Consider the following 15,247-nt stretch of genomic DNA (forward strand, 5'->3'; position numbering starts at 1 on the left):
GTTCGCGCCGTCCTGGTTCAGATCGGCGATCGCGACTGCCGCGCCCGCCTTCGCCAGCTCCAGCGCGATTTCCTTGCCGATGCCGCTCGCGGCGCCCGTGACAACTGCGGTCTTGCCAGTCAGATTGCTCATGATCGAATTCCCGTCGTGATAGGTGAAAGGTGGAAAAGGACTGCAGACATTACCGAGCCACGTCATCGTAGACGACTTCGCCGACGCAAAGTGTCAAATCGGCGACGAGGTCGCACACCTCGACGTGCGAATGGATCTCGACGGCATCGCAGGCGCATTCGACCGCACTTCGCCCGGCTTCATGCGGACTCCTTGTTGTCGATCGTTTCGCAGGTGAGGTGCCGTTATCCTATTCCGTCACGCTGCCATTGTGCGACGCCGCAAACGGAATAAATTGTTGCGTTAATCGAAGTATTGACCGCGCAAATGTTGAGGCGAACGTCGCAATCGACGGGATAAGTTGCCGTGCCTCGATCGCTACAGGCGCAGATGACGGGCGATGAGCGGCCCGAGGTGAGCTTTTTCGGGGGCATGGGTGAGGGTTTCCGGGAAATCGTCCGGCGGAATATTGCAATTGTGTGAACTTGTGTTGCAATGCGCTCTCTAAACGCGGCTTTGTGCCGGACTCCGGCGCTGTTTCTTCCCGCGCCACGCCGGGGCGGCGCCACGCGTTCAGCATCGCTTAAGCATGCAGCGCCTAATATCGCGGGCGATCGGGCATCCGGTCGCGCCCGCCAGTTCACCTTTCCGAACTCATGCAGAACCTCAACTTCACCCTGTTTTCCGCGATCAACGCGGGTACCGCGCCGCAACCCGGCGTCGCGCGGCTGGCCATCTTCGCCGCCGACTGGCTCGTGTATGTCATTCCCCCGATGCTGCTGCTGACCTGGTTGTTCGGCATCCGATCGACGCGCCGTCAGGCGATCGAAGCCGGGCTCGGCGCGTGCGCGGCGCTCGCGCTCGGACAGGTCGTCTCGCACTTCTGGTTTTCTCCGCGGCCCTTCATGATCGGTGCGGGCGTGCAACTGATCCCGCACGCGCCCGATGGCTCGTTTCCGAGCGATCACATGACGTTCGTCTGGAGTGTGGCCGTCGGCATGCTGGCCGGCCGCGCGACGCGCGCGACCGGCTGCGCGATGGCGCTGATCGCCGCGCTGATCGCGTGGGGACGGATCTATGTCGGGGTTCACTGGCCGTTCGACATGGCGGGCGGCGCGCTGGTCGGCACGGCGGGCGCGCTTGCCGTGCATCTCTATGCGCGACCGGTCACGGCCGTGCTCGAACGCATTGGCGAAAGCGTGCATGCCGTCGTGATGGGGCGCCTGCGCGCGCATTGAGCGGTGGATGCGCCGGGCCGTGGATGCGGCCGGCGCGCTCAGCCCGGCGTCCGGCTCGGCTCGGCCACGGCCGTATCGTTGCTGCCGTGCAGCTCGGTCGCGTCGTCCGACTGCAGTGTGGCTTCACGGTCGAGCACACCGTCCTTGAGGATCGCGCACATCGCGATGAACAGCGCCAGCGCGACGGACGCCAGGCCGCAATAACCGGCGATCTTCAGGCGTCGCAGAAGGGGCGAAGCGTGGCTGTCTCGGGGCATGACCGGGCACTCCCTGGCGTGGGCTGCAGTGGTCGCCGGACGTCGGCGTGGCAGACACAGGTATATACCAGCTGCGACCCCAATGCCAAGCCGCGTGCATCGGGCGGGCGCGATCCCGTCAGTCTTCGATCGACTCGTGCACGGCGCTGGCGCCGCGTTTCCAGTACGCCGACGCGCGGATGCGCGATGCGGCGATGCCGCGTTCGGCGCTCAGGTGTTGCCGCACGGCGCGCACCGTGCGCGCTTCGCCCGCCGCCCAGACATAGCCGTCGCCCGAGGGCAGCGGCAGGTCGCGCAGCGCGTCGAGCAGCGCGCCATCGCCGCCCGATTCGTCCGCGGCCTCATTGCGGAAGCACCAGATCGCATACAGTTCCGCGCGGGTGGCGAAGTCGATCTGGGCGGAGTGATCGGCGACTTCGAGCACGACGGCGGCTCGCGTGCCCGCGGGCAATTCTTCAAGGCGCCGGGCGACGGCCGGCAGTGCCGTATCGTCGCCGATCAGCAGATGCCAGTCGAAGTCGCCGGGGACGACGAATGATCCACGCGGCCCGCCGATGCCGAGCCATTGGCCCGGACGTGCCTGCGCGGCCCACTGCGAGGCCGGCCCCGGGTGGTGCAGCACGAATTCGAGATCCAGCTCGTGCGCGGCGCGGTCGTAGCGGCGCGGCGTGAAGTCGCGAGCTGCCGGCCTCGGCTCGCCGTCCGGAAAGACGGGGCCGCTCGGTCCCATCGTCGGGATTGCGGGGCGCTCGGCGCCGGGCGGCGGGAAAAAGACCTTGACGTGGTCGTCGAACGACGCCGATTCGAAATCCGCCAGATCGGCGCCGGACAGCGTGACGCGCAGCAGATGCGGCGTGACGGCGTGGACCCGCACGACTTGCAGCAGGCGGAACTTGAGGGTGTGGCGCACGCGTGTCACGGTGCGTTCGGGCGTGTGTTGCATCAGTCGGTTCTCCGGGTTGGGCCGGTGCGCGTCACGCGTCGGTACGGCCTTCGATCTCGGCGGTCGCGCGGCGCAGGATCGCCGCGATGCGCCGCTGTTCGTCGGCGGTCGCGTCGCTCTTGTGCAGCAGCGCATGTTTCAGCGCCACGCGCGCTTCGACGAATTCGGGCAGCCAGCCCTCGCTCTCGTCCAACGCTTCGCCCGCGAACGCGCGGCGCATGAATTCCATCTTCCGGGCAAGGTGCGTGAGACGCGCGAACAGCAGGTCGACGCGGTCGCGCTGCGAATCGAGGTGCGCGCGGCCTGTTTCGGTGAGCGCGTAGCGCTTGCGGTTGCCTTCGGCCTGCACCGTGACGAAGCCGACTTCCTCGAGATAGGTCAGCGCCGGGTAGACCATGCCGGGACTCGGGCTGTAGAAACCCTTCGAGCGGGCGTCGAGCGCCTTGATCAGTTCGTAGCCGTGACTCGGCTGCTCGGCGAGGAGCGCGAGCAGCAGCAATTGCAGGTCGTCGGCGCTGAACTGGCGGCCGCGCGGCATTGCTTCGTCGTCGCCGCCGAATCCGCCCAGGCCGCCGGGGCCGCCGCCGAAGAGCCCGCCGCCGCGCCGGTGCTGGCGATGGCGGCCGATGGCCTGCCAGAGCGCACCGAGCGCGGCGTGGCCGTGTTGATGACCGTGACCGTCGCAACGGGCAGGGCCGTGGGCATGGCGATGTCGCATGATCGCATCCTGTCTATCGGAAAACATATCTAAAGATATATATCGAAAGATAGGAAGTCAACCGGGTTAATTGGGGTTGGATAGTAGGGCCTGTCGGACGAATTGTCCGATTCGCCGTCGTCGAACGATCGACAGCGGGGGGATCTGGCCGGGAAGGCCGAGCGCTTCACGACACGCGGCCTGCGAAGCCGCGCAGCGACATCAAGGTCATCTGAGGCCCGCCCCGCCTATGGCGCGCGGCGGGCACATCGTGTCGGCGCTCAAAGCCGGGCGACGTCGACGATCGCATCCGCAAATGCCCTTGGGGCTTCCTGCGGCAGATTGTGGCCGATCCCGCCCGTGATGGTTCGATGCAGATACGTCCCGGTGAACTTGTTCGCATACGTGGATGGATCAGGATGTGGTGCGCCGTTCGCGTCGCCCTCGAGTGTGATCGTCGGGACGCCGATTGCCGGCGCGGCCGCGAGGCGTTGCTCCAGCGCGTCGAACTGCGGTTCGCCTTGCGCGAGGCCCAGCCGCCAGCGGTAGTTGTGGATGACGATTGCCACGTGATCGGGGTTCTGCAGCGCCTGCGCGGAGCGCGCGAACGTCGCATCGTCGAAGTTCCATTTCGGCGACGCGGTATGCCAGATCAGCTTCGCGAAATCGGTGCGATTGGCCTCGTAGCCGAGCCGCCCGCGCTCGGTCGCGAAATAGAACTGATACCACCACGCAAGTTCGGCCTGCGGCGGCAACGGCTTGCGGTTGGCCTGCTGGCTGCCGATCAGGTAGCCGCTTACGGACACCAGCGCGCGGCATCGCTGTGGCCACAGTGCCGCGACGATATTCGCGGTTCTCGCGCCCCAGTCGAAGCCGCCGATGACCGCCGACGAGATCCCGAGCGCATCCATGAACGCGATGACGTCGACGGCCAGTGCCGCTTGCTGCCCGTTCCTGGCGGTATCGGCGGACAGAAATCGCGTCGTGCCGTAGCCGCGCAGATACGGCACGAGGACGCGGTAGCCGTCGGCTGCGAGCATCGGCGCGACGTCGGCGAAGCTGTGGATGTCATATGGCCAGCCGTGCAGCAGCACAACGGGCGGGCCGCCGCGCGGGCCGACTTCCGCGTAACCGATGTCGAGCGCCCCCGCCTCGATTTGCTTCAGCGCGCCGAACGATGTGCGCGAAATCGGGCCGGCGCCCGGCAGGACCGGCTGCGCGCCGGCATTGCGCATCAGTCCGAGTTCGATTGCGGCCAGTCCAATGGCCGAGACGCCGACGAGCTTGCGACGCAACGGATTCACGGTATTGCCCATGAGTGGTGCTCCTGATCAGTTCTTCTCGGCCAGCAGGCGCTGGATGGTTGCTTCGGTCTGCGCGTATCCCCCTTCGCCGACGCGCGAGTAAACCACCCGTCCGTGCCGGTCGATCAGGTAGAACGCCGGCCAGTATTGGTTGCCGTAGGCGTTCCAGGTCGCATACTGGTTGTCCTGCGCGACCGGATAGCGGATGCCGAAGCGGCTGATCGCCGTTCTGACGTTGTCGGTATCGCGCTCGATCGGGTACTCCGGCGTGTGCACGCCGACGACCACCAGCCCTTGATTCCTGTATTTCTCGTACCAGCTCTTCACATAGGGCAGCGTGTGAATGCAGTTGATGCAGCTGTAGGTCCAGAAGTCGATCAGCACGACCTTGCCGCGCAATCGCTGCATCGTGAGCGGTTCGCTATTGAGCCATGTGTCGATGCCCGTGAATTCCGGCGCGGTGTTCCCGCTGGCGGGCGTGGCGGCAATGACGTTGCTGTCGACAGCCGAGAGGGCGGTGAATGCCGCGGCGACGGCGAGGGTCTTGATTCGGGTGAGCATGTCGGAGTCCGTTCAACGAGTGGAAATACGTGGAAATGAATGCGTCAGCGAGCGTGTCGAACCGGGGATGGATCGCGGCGGCGGTGAGGATCGGCATCCGGCTGGCCGGCATGACGGTATTTGAAGACGCGTGTGTATCTGGTTTATGTCGCCGGTCCGCGCGAATGCAAGGTGTTGTGTCTGGCGGCGCGTGGATACATTGCGACACAAAGCACCTCTGCCGGTGCGCTATAAAGCAGGCACTACATAGGATGCGGAGAATGAAATGAGTGCTGCCCGGCTGAATGTGCGTGACGCAACCGGCGGACGACGACGCGAGCCTGTCGTTGGCGGCGGAAGCATCAAGCGCCTGCTCGCGATCGCCGCGTTCATCGCCGGCGGGCTGGCAACGGAATTCGCGCATCCGGTGTATTGTTCGACGGTGTCGGAAAGCCGGCTGCGAATCTGGCGCAAGGAGAGGCGAATCCATGGCCGAAAAGACTGATCACATCCTGGTCGTCGATGACGACCGCGGCATTCGCGAGCTGGTCGGCAGCTATTTGGAGAAGAACGGCATGCGCGTGTCGCTGGCCGGGAATGGGCGCGACATGCGCGCCGTGCTCGCGAACGGGGCGCCGGACCTGATCGTGCTCGATCTGATGCTGCCGGGCGACGACGGCCTCGTGCTGTGTCGCGAGTTGCGGGCGGGCAAGTTCCGCGCGGTGCCGGTGCTGATGCTGACTGCACGCAGCGAGGAGACCGACCGGATCGTCGGCCTCGAAATGGGCGCCGACGATTACCTGCCGAAGCCGTTCGCGGTGCGCGAGCTGTTCGCGCGCATCCGCTCCGTGCTACGCCGCACGCGCATGCTGCCGCCGGGCATGCAGGTGACCGACGGGGCGCCGATGCTCGCGTTCGGTGACTGGCGGCTCGATACCGTCGCGCGCCATCTGCTCGACGCGGACGGCACGATGGTCGCGCTGAGCGGGGCGGAGTACCGGCTGCTGCGCGTGTTTCTCGATCATCCGCAGCGCGTGCTGACGCGAGACCAGCTGCTGAACCTGACCCAGGGGCGGCAGGCCGACGCGTTCGACCGGTCGATCGACCTGCTCGTCAGCCGGTTGCGCCAGCGCCTGCGCGACGAGGCGCGCGAGCCGCGCTACATCAAGACGTTGCGCAGCGAGGGCTATGTGTTTTCGTCAGCGGTGTCGGCTATCGACGTGCAGGAATGAGCGCCCGTCACGTTTTCCGCTGGCCACGTTCGCTATTCGCTCGGCTGGCGTTGATTCTCTGTGTCGGACTCGCGCTGGCGCAGACATTGTCGTTCTGGCTGACGGTCACCGAACGCGATCAGGCCATGATCAACGTGATGACGGGCTACATCGAGCGTGAGGTCGCGAGCTCGGTCGCGTTGCTCGACCGTCTGCCGGCCGCCGAACGGGCCGAATGGCTGCCGCGGCTCGCGCGGCGCAGCTACCGGTTCATGCCGGGCCCCGGCACCGGTGGCGGTCCCGTCGATGCGCGCCTGTCGGCGCGCGTCGAACAGTCGATCGCGGACGGGATCGGCAAGGCTTATCCGCTCACCGCGAATGCGATACCCGGCGACGGCGAACACATTCAGGTCCATCTGCGCCTCACCGACGGCAGTCCGCTCACGATCGACATGCATCCGATGTCCGGCATGCCGTTGTCGGGCTGGTTGCCTGTCGTGCTCGCGCTGCAGCTGGCGGTGCTCGCCGCATGCTGCTGGCTGGCCGTGCGGCTCGCGACGCGTCCGCTGCACCAGCTCGCCGAGGCCGCGGATACCCTGGGGCCAGATCTCAAGGCGGTGCGCTTGCCGGAGACCGGGCCGTCCGAAGTGGCGCGTGCCGCGAAAGCGTTCAACGCGATGCAGGACCGGATCGCGCAGTATGCGACCGAGCGCATGCAGATTCTCGCGGCGATCTCGCATGACCTGCAGACGCCGATCACCCGAATGCGATTGCGCGTCGACATGCTGGACGACGACGCGCAGGCCGCGAAGCTGCGCCAGGACTTGTTCGAGATGGAAAACCTCGTGAAGGAAGGGGTGCTCTACGCGCGCACGTTGCACGGCACGGCGGAAGCGCCGCGCCGGGTCGATCTCGATGCGCTGCTCGACAGCATCGTCAGCGACTACGTCGATGCGGGGGAGCCGGTTTCGCTCGAACGCCGCGTCGCGACGGCGCTGGTGACGCGTCCGCAATCGTTGCGCCGGATCATCGGCAATCTCGTCGACAACGCGCTGAAGTATGGCGGCTCGGCCGTCATCGAGGCTGAGGCAAGCGCCGATGGCGGCGTGAGCATCGCGGTACTGGATCGCGGCCCGGGCATCCCGGCGGACAAGCTGGCACATGTGTTCGAGCCGTTCGTCCGGCTCGAAACGTCGCGCAATCGCGATACCGGCGGGACCGGGCTCGGGCTCGCGATCGCGCGCCAGTTGACGCTCGCGCTGGATGGAACGTTGACGCTGCAAAACCGCGCCAACGGCGGCCTCGCGGCGACGTTGACGTTGAACGGGCCGCGCTGAAGCGTCGTTTTCGTCGGGCGAGGTCGTCCGCATCGTTCTGTTTGCCGCTGCCCCGGTGAGGCGCAGTCAGGCGGGCAGAATCTGCGCGATGACGACGAGGACGACAGCCGCGTCGGCCGGCAACTGGAAGTGCGAGAACGCCGACCGCGCATGTCCGGCCCTGTCGCCCAGTGCGGCGGCGAACAGATCCGACGCGCCGTCGATGACGGCGGGCTGGCCATGGAAGCCATCGGCGCTGCTCACATGCCCCTCGACGCGGACGATGTGGTGCAGCCGCTCGAATCCGTCCAGATGTCGCTTGATCTGCGCGAGCGCGTTCAGTGCAGCGAGCTCGGCGGCGCGCTGACCTTCTTCGAGCGTCAGTTGTTCGCCGACGCGTCCGGTATAGGCCATCTTCCCGTTGGTGATCGGCACTTGTCCCGAAATGAACAGCAGGTTGCCGGCTTCGCTGACGGCCGTGTAGCTGCCGAGCGGCTGCGGCGGCTCGGGCAGCGTGTGGCCGCGTGCCGCGAGCTTCTGTTCGACGTTCATGTCGTTCTCCTTGCCAGTTGAGTGTCGGAAGTGATCGCGCGCGGCGCGGTTCGCCGAGTGCCCGATTGCTTGCCATGCACTCTACTCACGCGTTGGCGCGGGGTAAATGTCACCCGTGCAAAGGTCTTGGGACGCGATGTAACGAATGCCTGGCGCGACCCCGAGTCCGCTGGTGCCCGGCACGACATTGGTGCACACTTTCATGCATCCGATCCGCTCGCGCTCGCGGGCCGACGACACACGGACGTCGCCGTTCGGCCGCAATCGACGCCACCTCGCGACATTCGCCGGAGACTGAACGGAACCCCGCATGCAACGAAAATTCGACGACTTGCTACTGGGTAGCATCGAGCTGTTCTGTCTGGCGGCGGAACTCGGCAGCTTCACATCGGCGGCGACCGCCGCGAGCGTCACGCCGGCCGCGGTCAGCCGGTCGGTCGCGCGGCTGGAGGAGCGCCTCGGTGTCCGACTCTTCGTGCGAACCACGCGGCAGATCCGGCTGACGGATGCCGGGCGGCGCTATTTCGAGCAGTGCCGTCAGGCGCTGTCGCAACTCGTCGACGCGGAACGCGAAGTGACGGGCCAGCAAACGACACCCGCGGGCGTGGTCAGAATCAGCATGCCGACGCCGTACGGCCACTACCGCGTGCTGCCGCTGCTACCCGCGTTTCGCGAGCGATATCCGGATGTGACGGTCGAGACGCACTTGAGCAACCGGAACATCGACTTTGCCGAGGAAGGATTCGATCTCGCGATTCGCGGCCGCGCGCCGGCCGACTCGAACCTGATGGCGCGCAAGCTGGAGGATGCGGAGCTCGTCGTGGTGGCGGCGCCGGCATACCTGAAGCGCTTGGGCGTGCCGAAGTCCGTCGAGGACCTTCAATCGCACGAATGCATTCAATTCGAGCTGGCGAGCAGCGGCCGCAACATTCCGTGGGCTTTCCACGGCGATGCGGGCGAAGTCGAGGTGATGACGAACGGCGGATACGGGACATCGGGCGACTTTCTCGCCGGCGCGACGCTCGCCCGCAGCGGCGCGGGGCTGTTCCAGGTCTATCGGTTCGTTGTCGAGCAGGATCTTCGCGACCGCCGGCTCGTGGAGGTGCTCAAGGACAGCGGCGGCCATTCGCGGCCGTTCATTCTGCTCTATCCGCACGGGCGCTATTTGTCGTCACGCGTGCGGGTATTCGTTGATTTCCTGGTCGAGCATCTTGGGCGCGCGCCACAGAAGCGCAAGCGCTGATCGTACTCCGGTCGCGCCGGAAGGGACCGGCAAAAGCCGACACGCCCCGCAGTCGAATGCGGGGCGGCTTCGGGGGCGGCCTATTCGCGGCCGTCAGTGACCGGCGCTTTGGCCGCCGTCGACATGCAGGATCTCGCCCGTCACGAACTGCGCCGAATCGAGATAGAGAATCGCGTCGACGATGTCGCGCATGTCGCCCATGCGGCCGACCGGATGCAACGCCGCGAGCCATTCGTGCGTCTCGAGCGCGTGCATCGGCGACTTGATCACGCCGGGCGACACCGCGTTGACGCGGATCCCGGCTTTCGCATATTCGATCGCAAGCGATTTCGTTGCTGCGTTCAGCCCCCCCTTCGTCAGCGACGCGAGCACCGATGGCACGTTGCTGTTCGCGTGATCGACAAGACTTGTCGTGATGCTGACGACGTGACCGGTGCCTTGCTTCTGCATCTGCGCGATTGCAAGCTGCGTGATGTGGAAGAAGCCGTTCAGGTTGACGTTCGCGATCGTCGCGTAGTCGTCCGCGGTGTACTGCGTAAACGGCTTCGCGATGAAGATGCCGGCGTTGTTGACGAGTGTGTCGATACGGCCGAAGCGTTCGATCGCGGTGGAGACTACGCGACGCGCAGTGTCCGGATCGCCGATATCGCCGGCGACCGTGACGAGATTGGCGTTGTCCGACGGTGTGATCGAGCGCGACGTGGCGACGACCCGATGGCCTTGCGCGAGGAACGCGCCGACCGTTTCCGCGCCGATGCCCTGCGATGCACCGGTAACGACGATGACTTTGGAATTGCCCATGATATGCCTCGATGTTGAATGGGTATCGGCTTGCTGGCCGGTCGAATCAACGGATCCGATGGATACGGACTGTATGCGCATCCGATTCGACTTCGAATACCCACCATGGACCAAGAGTCTTGCGTCGCAGGAACAAATCGCGGCCTGCAACGCTCCGGGGCAACAGGCAGATCAGCGGCTCACCGAAAGACCCTGACGGCATCGTTCAACTGCGAAGTCTGCTCATAGAGGCTTGCCGAAGCGGCGGTACCTTCCTCGGCCAGCGCGGCGTTCTGCTGCGTGATGCCGTCGAACTTCCCCATCGAGCTGCTCACTTGCGCGATTTCGGCGGCCTGGCTTTCCGAAGACGTGCTGATCGACTCGATCAGGCTCGACACACGCCTGACCTGCGAGACGATGTGATTCATCGACTGGCCGGCCGCATCCACCAGGGTCTTGCCGGCCTCGACCTTGTCGACGCTGTCGTCGATCAGGGTCTTGATCTCCTTGGCCGACTGCGCGCTGCGCTGCGCAAGTTGCCGCACCTCACCGGCCACCACGGCGAAGCCGCGTCCCTGTTCTCCTGCACGCGCGGCCTCCACCGCAGCGTTGAGCGCGAGGATGTTGGTCTGGAACGCGATCTCGTCGATCACGCGGATGATGTCGGCGATCTTGCTGGAGGACTGGCTGATCTCGGCCATGGTCGAGACCACTTCGCCCATCGCGGTCCCGCCCTGCTCGGCGGCGTCCGTGGCGATGCCGGACAGGCTTTTCGCCTCGGCGGCCGTCTCCGCGCTCTGACGCACCGCCTCCGTCATCTGCGTCATGGAGGCCATCGTCTCGCCCAGGCTGGCGGCGCTCTGTTCGGTGCGATCGCTCAGATCCTGGTTGCCCTGGGTAATTTCGCCGACGGCCGCCTGAACCTGGCTGACCTGTCCCGCCACGTCCTGAATGAGCCACCGGAACATCAATCCCAGCTGACTCACGGTGCGCAGCGTCATGCCGATTTCGTCCACGCGGTCGATGTGGGCCGCCTCGAGGCTTTCGCCGGTGGCAACGCGCAACGCCATCGTCTTGACCTGCTCGAGCGGCCTGGCGATCTGCCGTTCGAGCAGAAAGCCGATGAAGACGGTCAGCATCAGCACCCACGTCAGCACCATGCCGCCGGCACCGCCGAGCGTGCGCACCGTGAAGGCGCCCGCCACACTGAGTACCCCCATCATCCCGATCAGCAGGCGAATCCGGGTACGCACGCCCATCGTCCGCCCCCACGTCAGGACACCGCCGAGCCCCTTGCGCACGAGCAGGCCCTTTTGCAGCTTGTGCCCGCGGAGCTTGCCCTCGCGCATGTCGCGGTACAGCCGGTCGGCGTTTTCCACTTCGGCGCCGGTCGGTTTGTTGCGAACCGACATGTACCCCACCTGGCGTCCGTCGCGCACGATCGGTACCGCGTTGGCCCGCACCCAGTAGTGGTCGCCATTCTGACGGCGGTTCTTGACCAGCCCCGTCCAGGGCTCGCCGCCTTTAAGGGTCGCCCACATGTCGGCGAACGCTTCGGCCGGCATGTCCGGATGCCGGATCAGGTTGTGCGGCTGCCCGGTCAACTGCTTTCGCGAAAAGCCACTCACCTCGGCAAACGTCGAGTTTGCGTACAGGATCGTGCCCTGCGGGTCCGTGGTCGACATCAAAGTGGCATCTGCCGGGAAGTCGTGGTTCTGTTGTGTTACCGGTTCATTATTACGCATTCCTTATTCACCCGTGACGTAGCCAGCCGGATCGATCGTCGCGCGTGCAGCCGGATCAGGTCTGCTCCCGCGAGGCCCAGGCAATCTCGCCCATGATGTCTGTCATGCGTGTCTCCCCCTTTGTCACTTCGGATAGGGTCGTGCGGGTCGATGTTGCCGACGCCGACCGTTCCTCGTTTTCATAGGTATGCCATGGATCGAGATGCCATCGTTTCGAATTCACCGGTATGTCGGCAAGCCCGGGCAGGTCTTGACACCCTCCCCCCCGACGTGGGGGGGAGGGTTGATGCCGACTGCGGCAATTCGCTGGGTGATGCGAACCCGGATCGCGGGATGCCGGGCCGGCCGCGGAGTTCGGTGAGGGGGCGTGGTCAGTCGATGAACGTCAATGCGCGCCGGCTGCTGCGTCCGAGCCTGCCGCGGACTTCGACGGCTTCGTGATCCAGATCAGCGGAATGATCGCGATGAAGATGACAGCGGAGATATAGAAAATGTCGTTCAGCCCCATCACGGCCGCCTGCCCGTCGACGGACGCGTTGAATAGCGCGTGCGCCGAATGCACGTTCAGGTGCAGCATCGATTGCGTCGTGTCGATCTGCTGCGTGAAGGTCGGATTGTTGATGCTCGCCTGCTCGGTGAGCCGGACGTGATGCAGGATCGTCCGGTTGTTCCACGCGTTGCCGATCAGCGATGTCCCGACCGCGCCGCAGAACGTCCGTCCGAAATTCGACAGCCCCGCCGCGGCCGGGATCTTCTCCGGCGGCAGGCCGGAAAGGATGATCGACGTGAGCGGCACGAAGAACATCGCCATCGGAATCCCCTGCAGCAGCGTCGGCAGGATGAGGTCCCAGCGCGACACGTCGGTATAGAACTGCGTGCGCATCATGAACACGAATGCAAAGCCGACGAAGGCGAGCGTCGCGATATAGCGAGGATCGGTGCGCGGCAGGAGGCGGCCCATGACCGGCGTGAGCACCACGGCGAAGAAGCCGAGCGGAGCGGTGGTCAGCCCGGAATCGACCGCCCGATAGCCGAGATAGCCCTGCATCCATTGCGGCAGCAGCACGAGCGTGCCGAAGAACATGCCGTACGCGACCGAGATCGCGATCGTGCCGCCCGCGAAATTGCGCTGCGTGAACAGCCGGATGTCGACGATCGGATTCTGTTCGGTCAATTCCCACACGAGGAAGAACGCAAAGCCGACCAGCGCGACGATGCCGAGCGCCACGATGACGGGCGAGTTGAACCAGTCGAGATCCTTGCCCTTGTCGAGCATGATCTGCAGCGACGCGACCCAGACGACCAGCAATACGAGGCCGATCGAATCGATCGGCAGGCGCCGCGTCGCCGATTCGCGCTCGCGGAATATGATCCACGTGATCGCCGCGGCGAAGATGCCGACCGGGATGTTGATGTAGAAGATCCAGGACCAGTTGTAGTCGTACGTGATCCACCCGCCGAGCGACGGTCCAGCGATCGGGCCGACGAGCGCCGTCATCGACCACAGGGCCAGCGCGCTCGACGACTTGTGCTTCGGCCACGCGCCGAGCAGCAGCGCCTGCGACAGCGGCGCGAGCGGCCCCGCGACCACGCCTTGCAGAATCCGCGCGGCGAGGAGCGTCGGCAGGTTCGGGGCGATCCCGCACATCCACGACGCGATCACGAACAGCAGGATCGACGCGACGAACAGGCGCACCTGGCCGAAGCGCTGTGTCAGCCACCCGGTCAGCGGGATCGAGACCGCATTCGCGGCCGCGAAGATCGTGATGACCCAGGTGCCTTCGTCGACGGACACGCCGAGGTCGCCGGAAATCGTCGGTATCGCGACGTTCGCGATCGACGAGTCCAGCACGTTCATGAACATGGCGAGCGACACCGCCAGGGTGCCGAGCGCCAGCTGGCCGCCTGTCAGCGGGCGCGGGGAGGAAGGGGAAGACATGTCAGCCTGTATCCGTGGGAAAGGGCGATGTCACGCGACCGGTTTGTGCTGCGTGGCCGTATTCGCGTTCGTGCGTGCGGCCACGGCGGCATCGCCGCCGGCGTTCTCGTCGATGATGCGTGCGATCTCGGTATTCGCTTCGTCGCCGTATTTCGCGAACACGTCGGTCTGGTAGACCGTATTCCTGATGTCGCCGAGCTGGGCGCCGCGCTCGTTCTTGATGTTGACGTCGACCTGCATCGACAGGCCGATCCGCAGCGGATGCTTGTCGAGCTCGCCGGGATCGAGCTCGATCCGCACCGGCAGCCGCTGCACGACCTTGATCCAGTTGCCGGTCGCGTTCTGCGCGGGCAGCAGCGAGAACGCCGCGCCGGTGCCGGCCGAGAAGCCGACCACCTTGCCGTGGTAGACGACCGACGTGCCGTAGATGTCGGCGGTCAGCTCGACCGGCTGGCCGATGCGCATGTGGTTGAGCTGGACTTCCTTGAAGTTCGCGTCGACCCACACCCCGTTCAACGGCACCACCGACATCAGCGGCGTGCCCGGCGACACGCGCTGGCCGACCTGCACCGAGCGCTTCGCGACGTAGCCGGTGACCGGCGCGGGCAGCGTGTTGCGCGCGTTCGCGAGGTACGCGTCGCGGACCTTCGCGGCGGCGGCGAGCACGTTCGGATGGGTGGCGATCGTGGTGTTCGCGGTCAGCGCGCGGTTCGACGACAGCTGCTGCTGCGCGGCGTCGAGCGAGGCCTGCGCGGCCTTCACCGCGTCGCGCGCGTGCGAGATCTCTTCCTGCGAGACGGCGCCCGTCTGCGCGACCGCGAGCCGGCGACGCAGGTCGTCCTCGGCCTTCGACAGGTCGGACTGGCGCAGCGCGACCTGCGCGCGGTACTGGTCGTCGTTGACGAACAGGCCGCGCACCTGGCGCACCGTCTGCGCGAGGCTGGCCTCGGTCTGCTGCAGCGCGATCCGCGCGTCGGCCGGATCGAGCAGCACGAGCGGGTCGCCGGCCTTGACCGTCTGCGTGTCGTCCGCCTTCACCGCGACGACCGTGCCGACCACCTGCGGCGTGATCTGCACGACGTTGCCGTTGACGTACGCGTCGTCGGTGGATTCATGAAAGCGTGCGACCAGGAAGTAATACAGGCCGTACGCGATGGCCGCGATCGCGATGACCGCGGCGAGCAGCGTCATCATCCGCTTGCGCTTGCCGTTGCCTGGCGCCGGTGCGCTGGCCGCGCGTTGTTGAGGGTCGCTCATGGCGAGTTTCTCCGTCCGTTATGTCGAGTGTCTGCGTCGTGGGGGGCCGGCTCAGTTCGCGGCTTGCCGGGTCGGCCCGGCTTGTTGGGTGGCGGCGGCCTCGGGGGCCGCGAG

General features: G+C 66.0%; 16 protein-coding genes. 5 read left to right on the top strand and 11 right to left on the bottom strand.

Annotation, left to right across the window (positions count from 1 at the left end; genetic code table 11):
* The coding region (locus LIG30_RS25555; protein ID WP_152986165.1) for an SDR family NAD(P)-dependent oxidoreductase at positions 1–132 on the bottom strand (132 nt) is incomplete at its 3' end.
* A 635-nt stretch (positions 133–767) separates the two neighbouring features.
* On the opposite strand from LIG30_RS25555, the gene LIG30_RS20050 reads away from it, so the two are divergent.
* The gene (locus LIG30_RS20050) at positions 768–1,349 is read left to right on the top strand and encodes an undecaprenyl-diphosphatase (protein WP_038714823.1); all 582 of its coding nucleotides are present in this window, start codon (positions 768–770) and stop codon (positions 1,347–1,349) included.
* Between the two features lie 38 nt (positions 1,350–1,387).
* Here LIG30_RS20050 and LIG30_RS20055 read toward each other — a convergent pair whose 3' ends face one another.
* The 5 genes from LIG30_RS20055 to LIG30_RS20075 all read right to left on the bottom strand — a co-directional run bounded on the left by LIG30_RS20055 (position 1,388) and on the right by LIG30_RS20075 (position 5,111).
* Positions 1,388–1,606, bottom strand: a complete 219-nt coding sequence (locus LIG30_RS20055; RefSeq protein ID WP_038714824.1) for a hypothetical protein — start codon at positions 1,604–1,606, stop codon at positions 1,388–1,390.
* A gap of 118 nt (positions 1,607–1,724) precedes the next feature.
* Positions 1,725–2,549 (bottom strand): siderophore-interacting protein, encoded by an 825-nt coding sequence (locus tag LIG30_RS20060; RefSeq protein ID WP_038714826.1) that lies wholly within the window; start codon positions 2,547–2,549, stop codon positions 1,725–1,727.
* Between the two features lie 31 nt (positions 2,550–2,580).
* Entirely contained in the window at positions 2,581–3,267 is a 687-nt protein-coding gene (locus tag LIG30_RS20065) for a PadR family transcriptional regulator (RefSeq protein ID WP_038714843.1), read from the bottom strand.
* 260 nt (positions 3,268–3,527) lie between these two features.
* Positions 3,528–4,562: an alpha/beta fold hydrolase gene (locus LIG30_RS20070; RefSeq protein WP_038714828.1), complete on the bottom strand. Its 1,035-nt coding sequence runs from the start codon at positions 4,560–4,562 to the stop codon at positions 3,528–3,530.
* 15 nt (positions 4,563–4,577) lie between these two features.
* Positions 4,578–5,111: a thioredoxin family protein gene (locus tag LIG30_RS20075; protein WP_038714830.1), complete on the bottom strand. Its 534-nt coding sequence runs from the start codon at positions 5,109–5,111 to the stop codon at positions 4,578–4,580.
* Positions 5,112–5,376: 265 nt separating this feature from the next.
* On the opposite strand from LIG30_RS20075, the gene LIG30_RS25560 reads away from it, so the two are divergent.
* The 3 genes from LIG30_RS25560 to LIG30_RS20085 are packed head-to-tail and all read left to right on the top strand — an operon-like array spanning position 5,377 to position 7,638.
* On the top strand, positions 5,377–5,595 hold the full coding sequence (locus tag LIG30_RS25560) for a hypothetical protein (RefSeq protein ID WP_083494101.1): 219 nt from the start codon (positions 5,377–5,379) through the stop codon (positions 5,593–5,595).
* The gene (locus LIG30_RS20080) at positions 5,579–6,322 is read left to right on the top strand and encodes a response regulator (protein WP_038714831.1); all 744 of its coding nucleotides are present in this window, start codon (positions 5,579–5,581) and stop codon (positions 6,320–6,322) included. Before LIG30_RS25560 ends, LIG30_RS20080 begins: the two co-directional genes overlap by 17 nt.
* Positions 6,319–7,638: an ATP-binding protein gene (locus tag LIG30_RS20085; RefSeq protein WP_038714832.1), complete on the top strand. Its 1,320-nt coding sequence runs from the start codon at positions 6,319–6,321 to the stop codon at positions 7,636–7,638. Before LIG30_RS20080 ends, LIG30_RS20085 begins: the two co-directional genes overlap by 4 nt.
* Positions 7,639–7,704: 66 nt before the next feature.
* Here the strand turns inward: LIG30_RS20085 and LIG30_RS20090 are convergent, their stop codons facing one another.
* On the bottom strand, positions 7,705–8,169 hold the full coding sequence (locus LIG30_RS20090; protein WP_038714833.1) for a RidA family protein: 465 nt from the start codon (positions 8,167–8,169) through the stop codon (positions 7,705–7,707).
* 310 nt (positions 8,170–8,479) lie between these two features.
* Here LIG30_RS20090 and LIG30_RS20095 point away from each other — a divergent pair, with 310 nt between their 5' ends.
* Entirely contained in the window at positions 8,480–9,412 is a 933-nt protein-coding gene (locus LIG30_RS20095) for a LysR family transcriptional regulator (protein ID WP_038714835.1), read from the top strand.
* 93 nt (positions 9,413–9,505) lie between these two features.
* On the opposite strand, the gene LIG30_RS20100 is transcribed toward LIG30_RS20095, so the two are convergent.
* The 4 genes from LIG30_RS20100 to LIG30_RS20115 form a co-directional block, all read right to left on the bottom strand.
* Positions 9,506–10,213, bottom strand: coding sequence for an SDR family NAD(P)-dependent oxidoreductase (locus LIG30_RS20100; protein ID WP_038714837.1), 708 nt, complete (start codon positions 10,211–10,213; stop codon positions 9,506–9,508).
* A 179-nt stretch (positions 10,214–10,392) separates the two neighbouring features.
* Positions 10,393–11,937 carry a methyl-accepting chemotaxis protein gene (locus LIG30_RS20105; RefSeq protein ID WP_038714838.1) on the bottom strand — a complete coding sequence of 515 codons (1,545 nt, stop codon included), beginning with the start codon at positions 11,935–11,937 and terminating at the stop codon, positions 10,393–10,395.
* A 385-nt stretch (positions 11,938–12,322) separates the two neighbouring features.
* Positions 12,323–13,876: a DHA2 family efflux MFS transporter permease subunit gene (locus LIG30_RS20110; protein WP_038714840.1), complete on the bottom strand. Its 1,554-nt coding sequence runs from the start codon at positions 13,874–13,876 to the stop codon at positions 12,323–12,325.
* A gap of 30 nt (positions 13,877–13,906) precedes the next feature.
* Positions 13,907–15,133, bottom strand: a complete 1,227-nt coding sequence (locus LIG30_RS20115; protein WP_038714841.1) for an HlyD family secretion protein — start codon at positions 15,131–15,133, stop codon at positions 13,907–13,909.
* Positions 15,134–15,247: the final 114 nt, after the last annotated feature.

This window comes from Burkholderia sp. lig30 (assembly GCF_000687455.2).
In the GTDB taxonomy this organism is placed as follows: domain Bacteria; phylum Pseudomonadota; class Gammaproteobacteria; order Burkholderiales; family Burkholderiaceae; genus Burkholderia.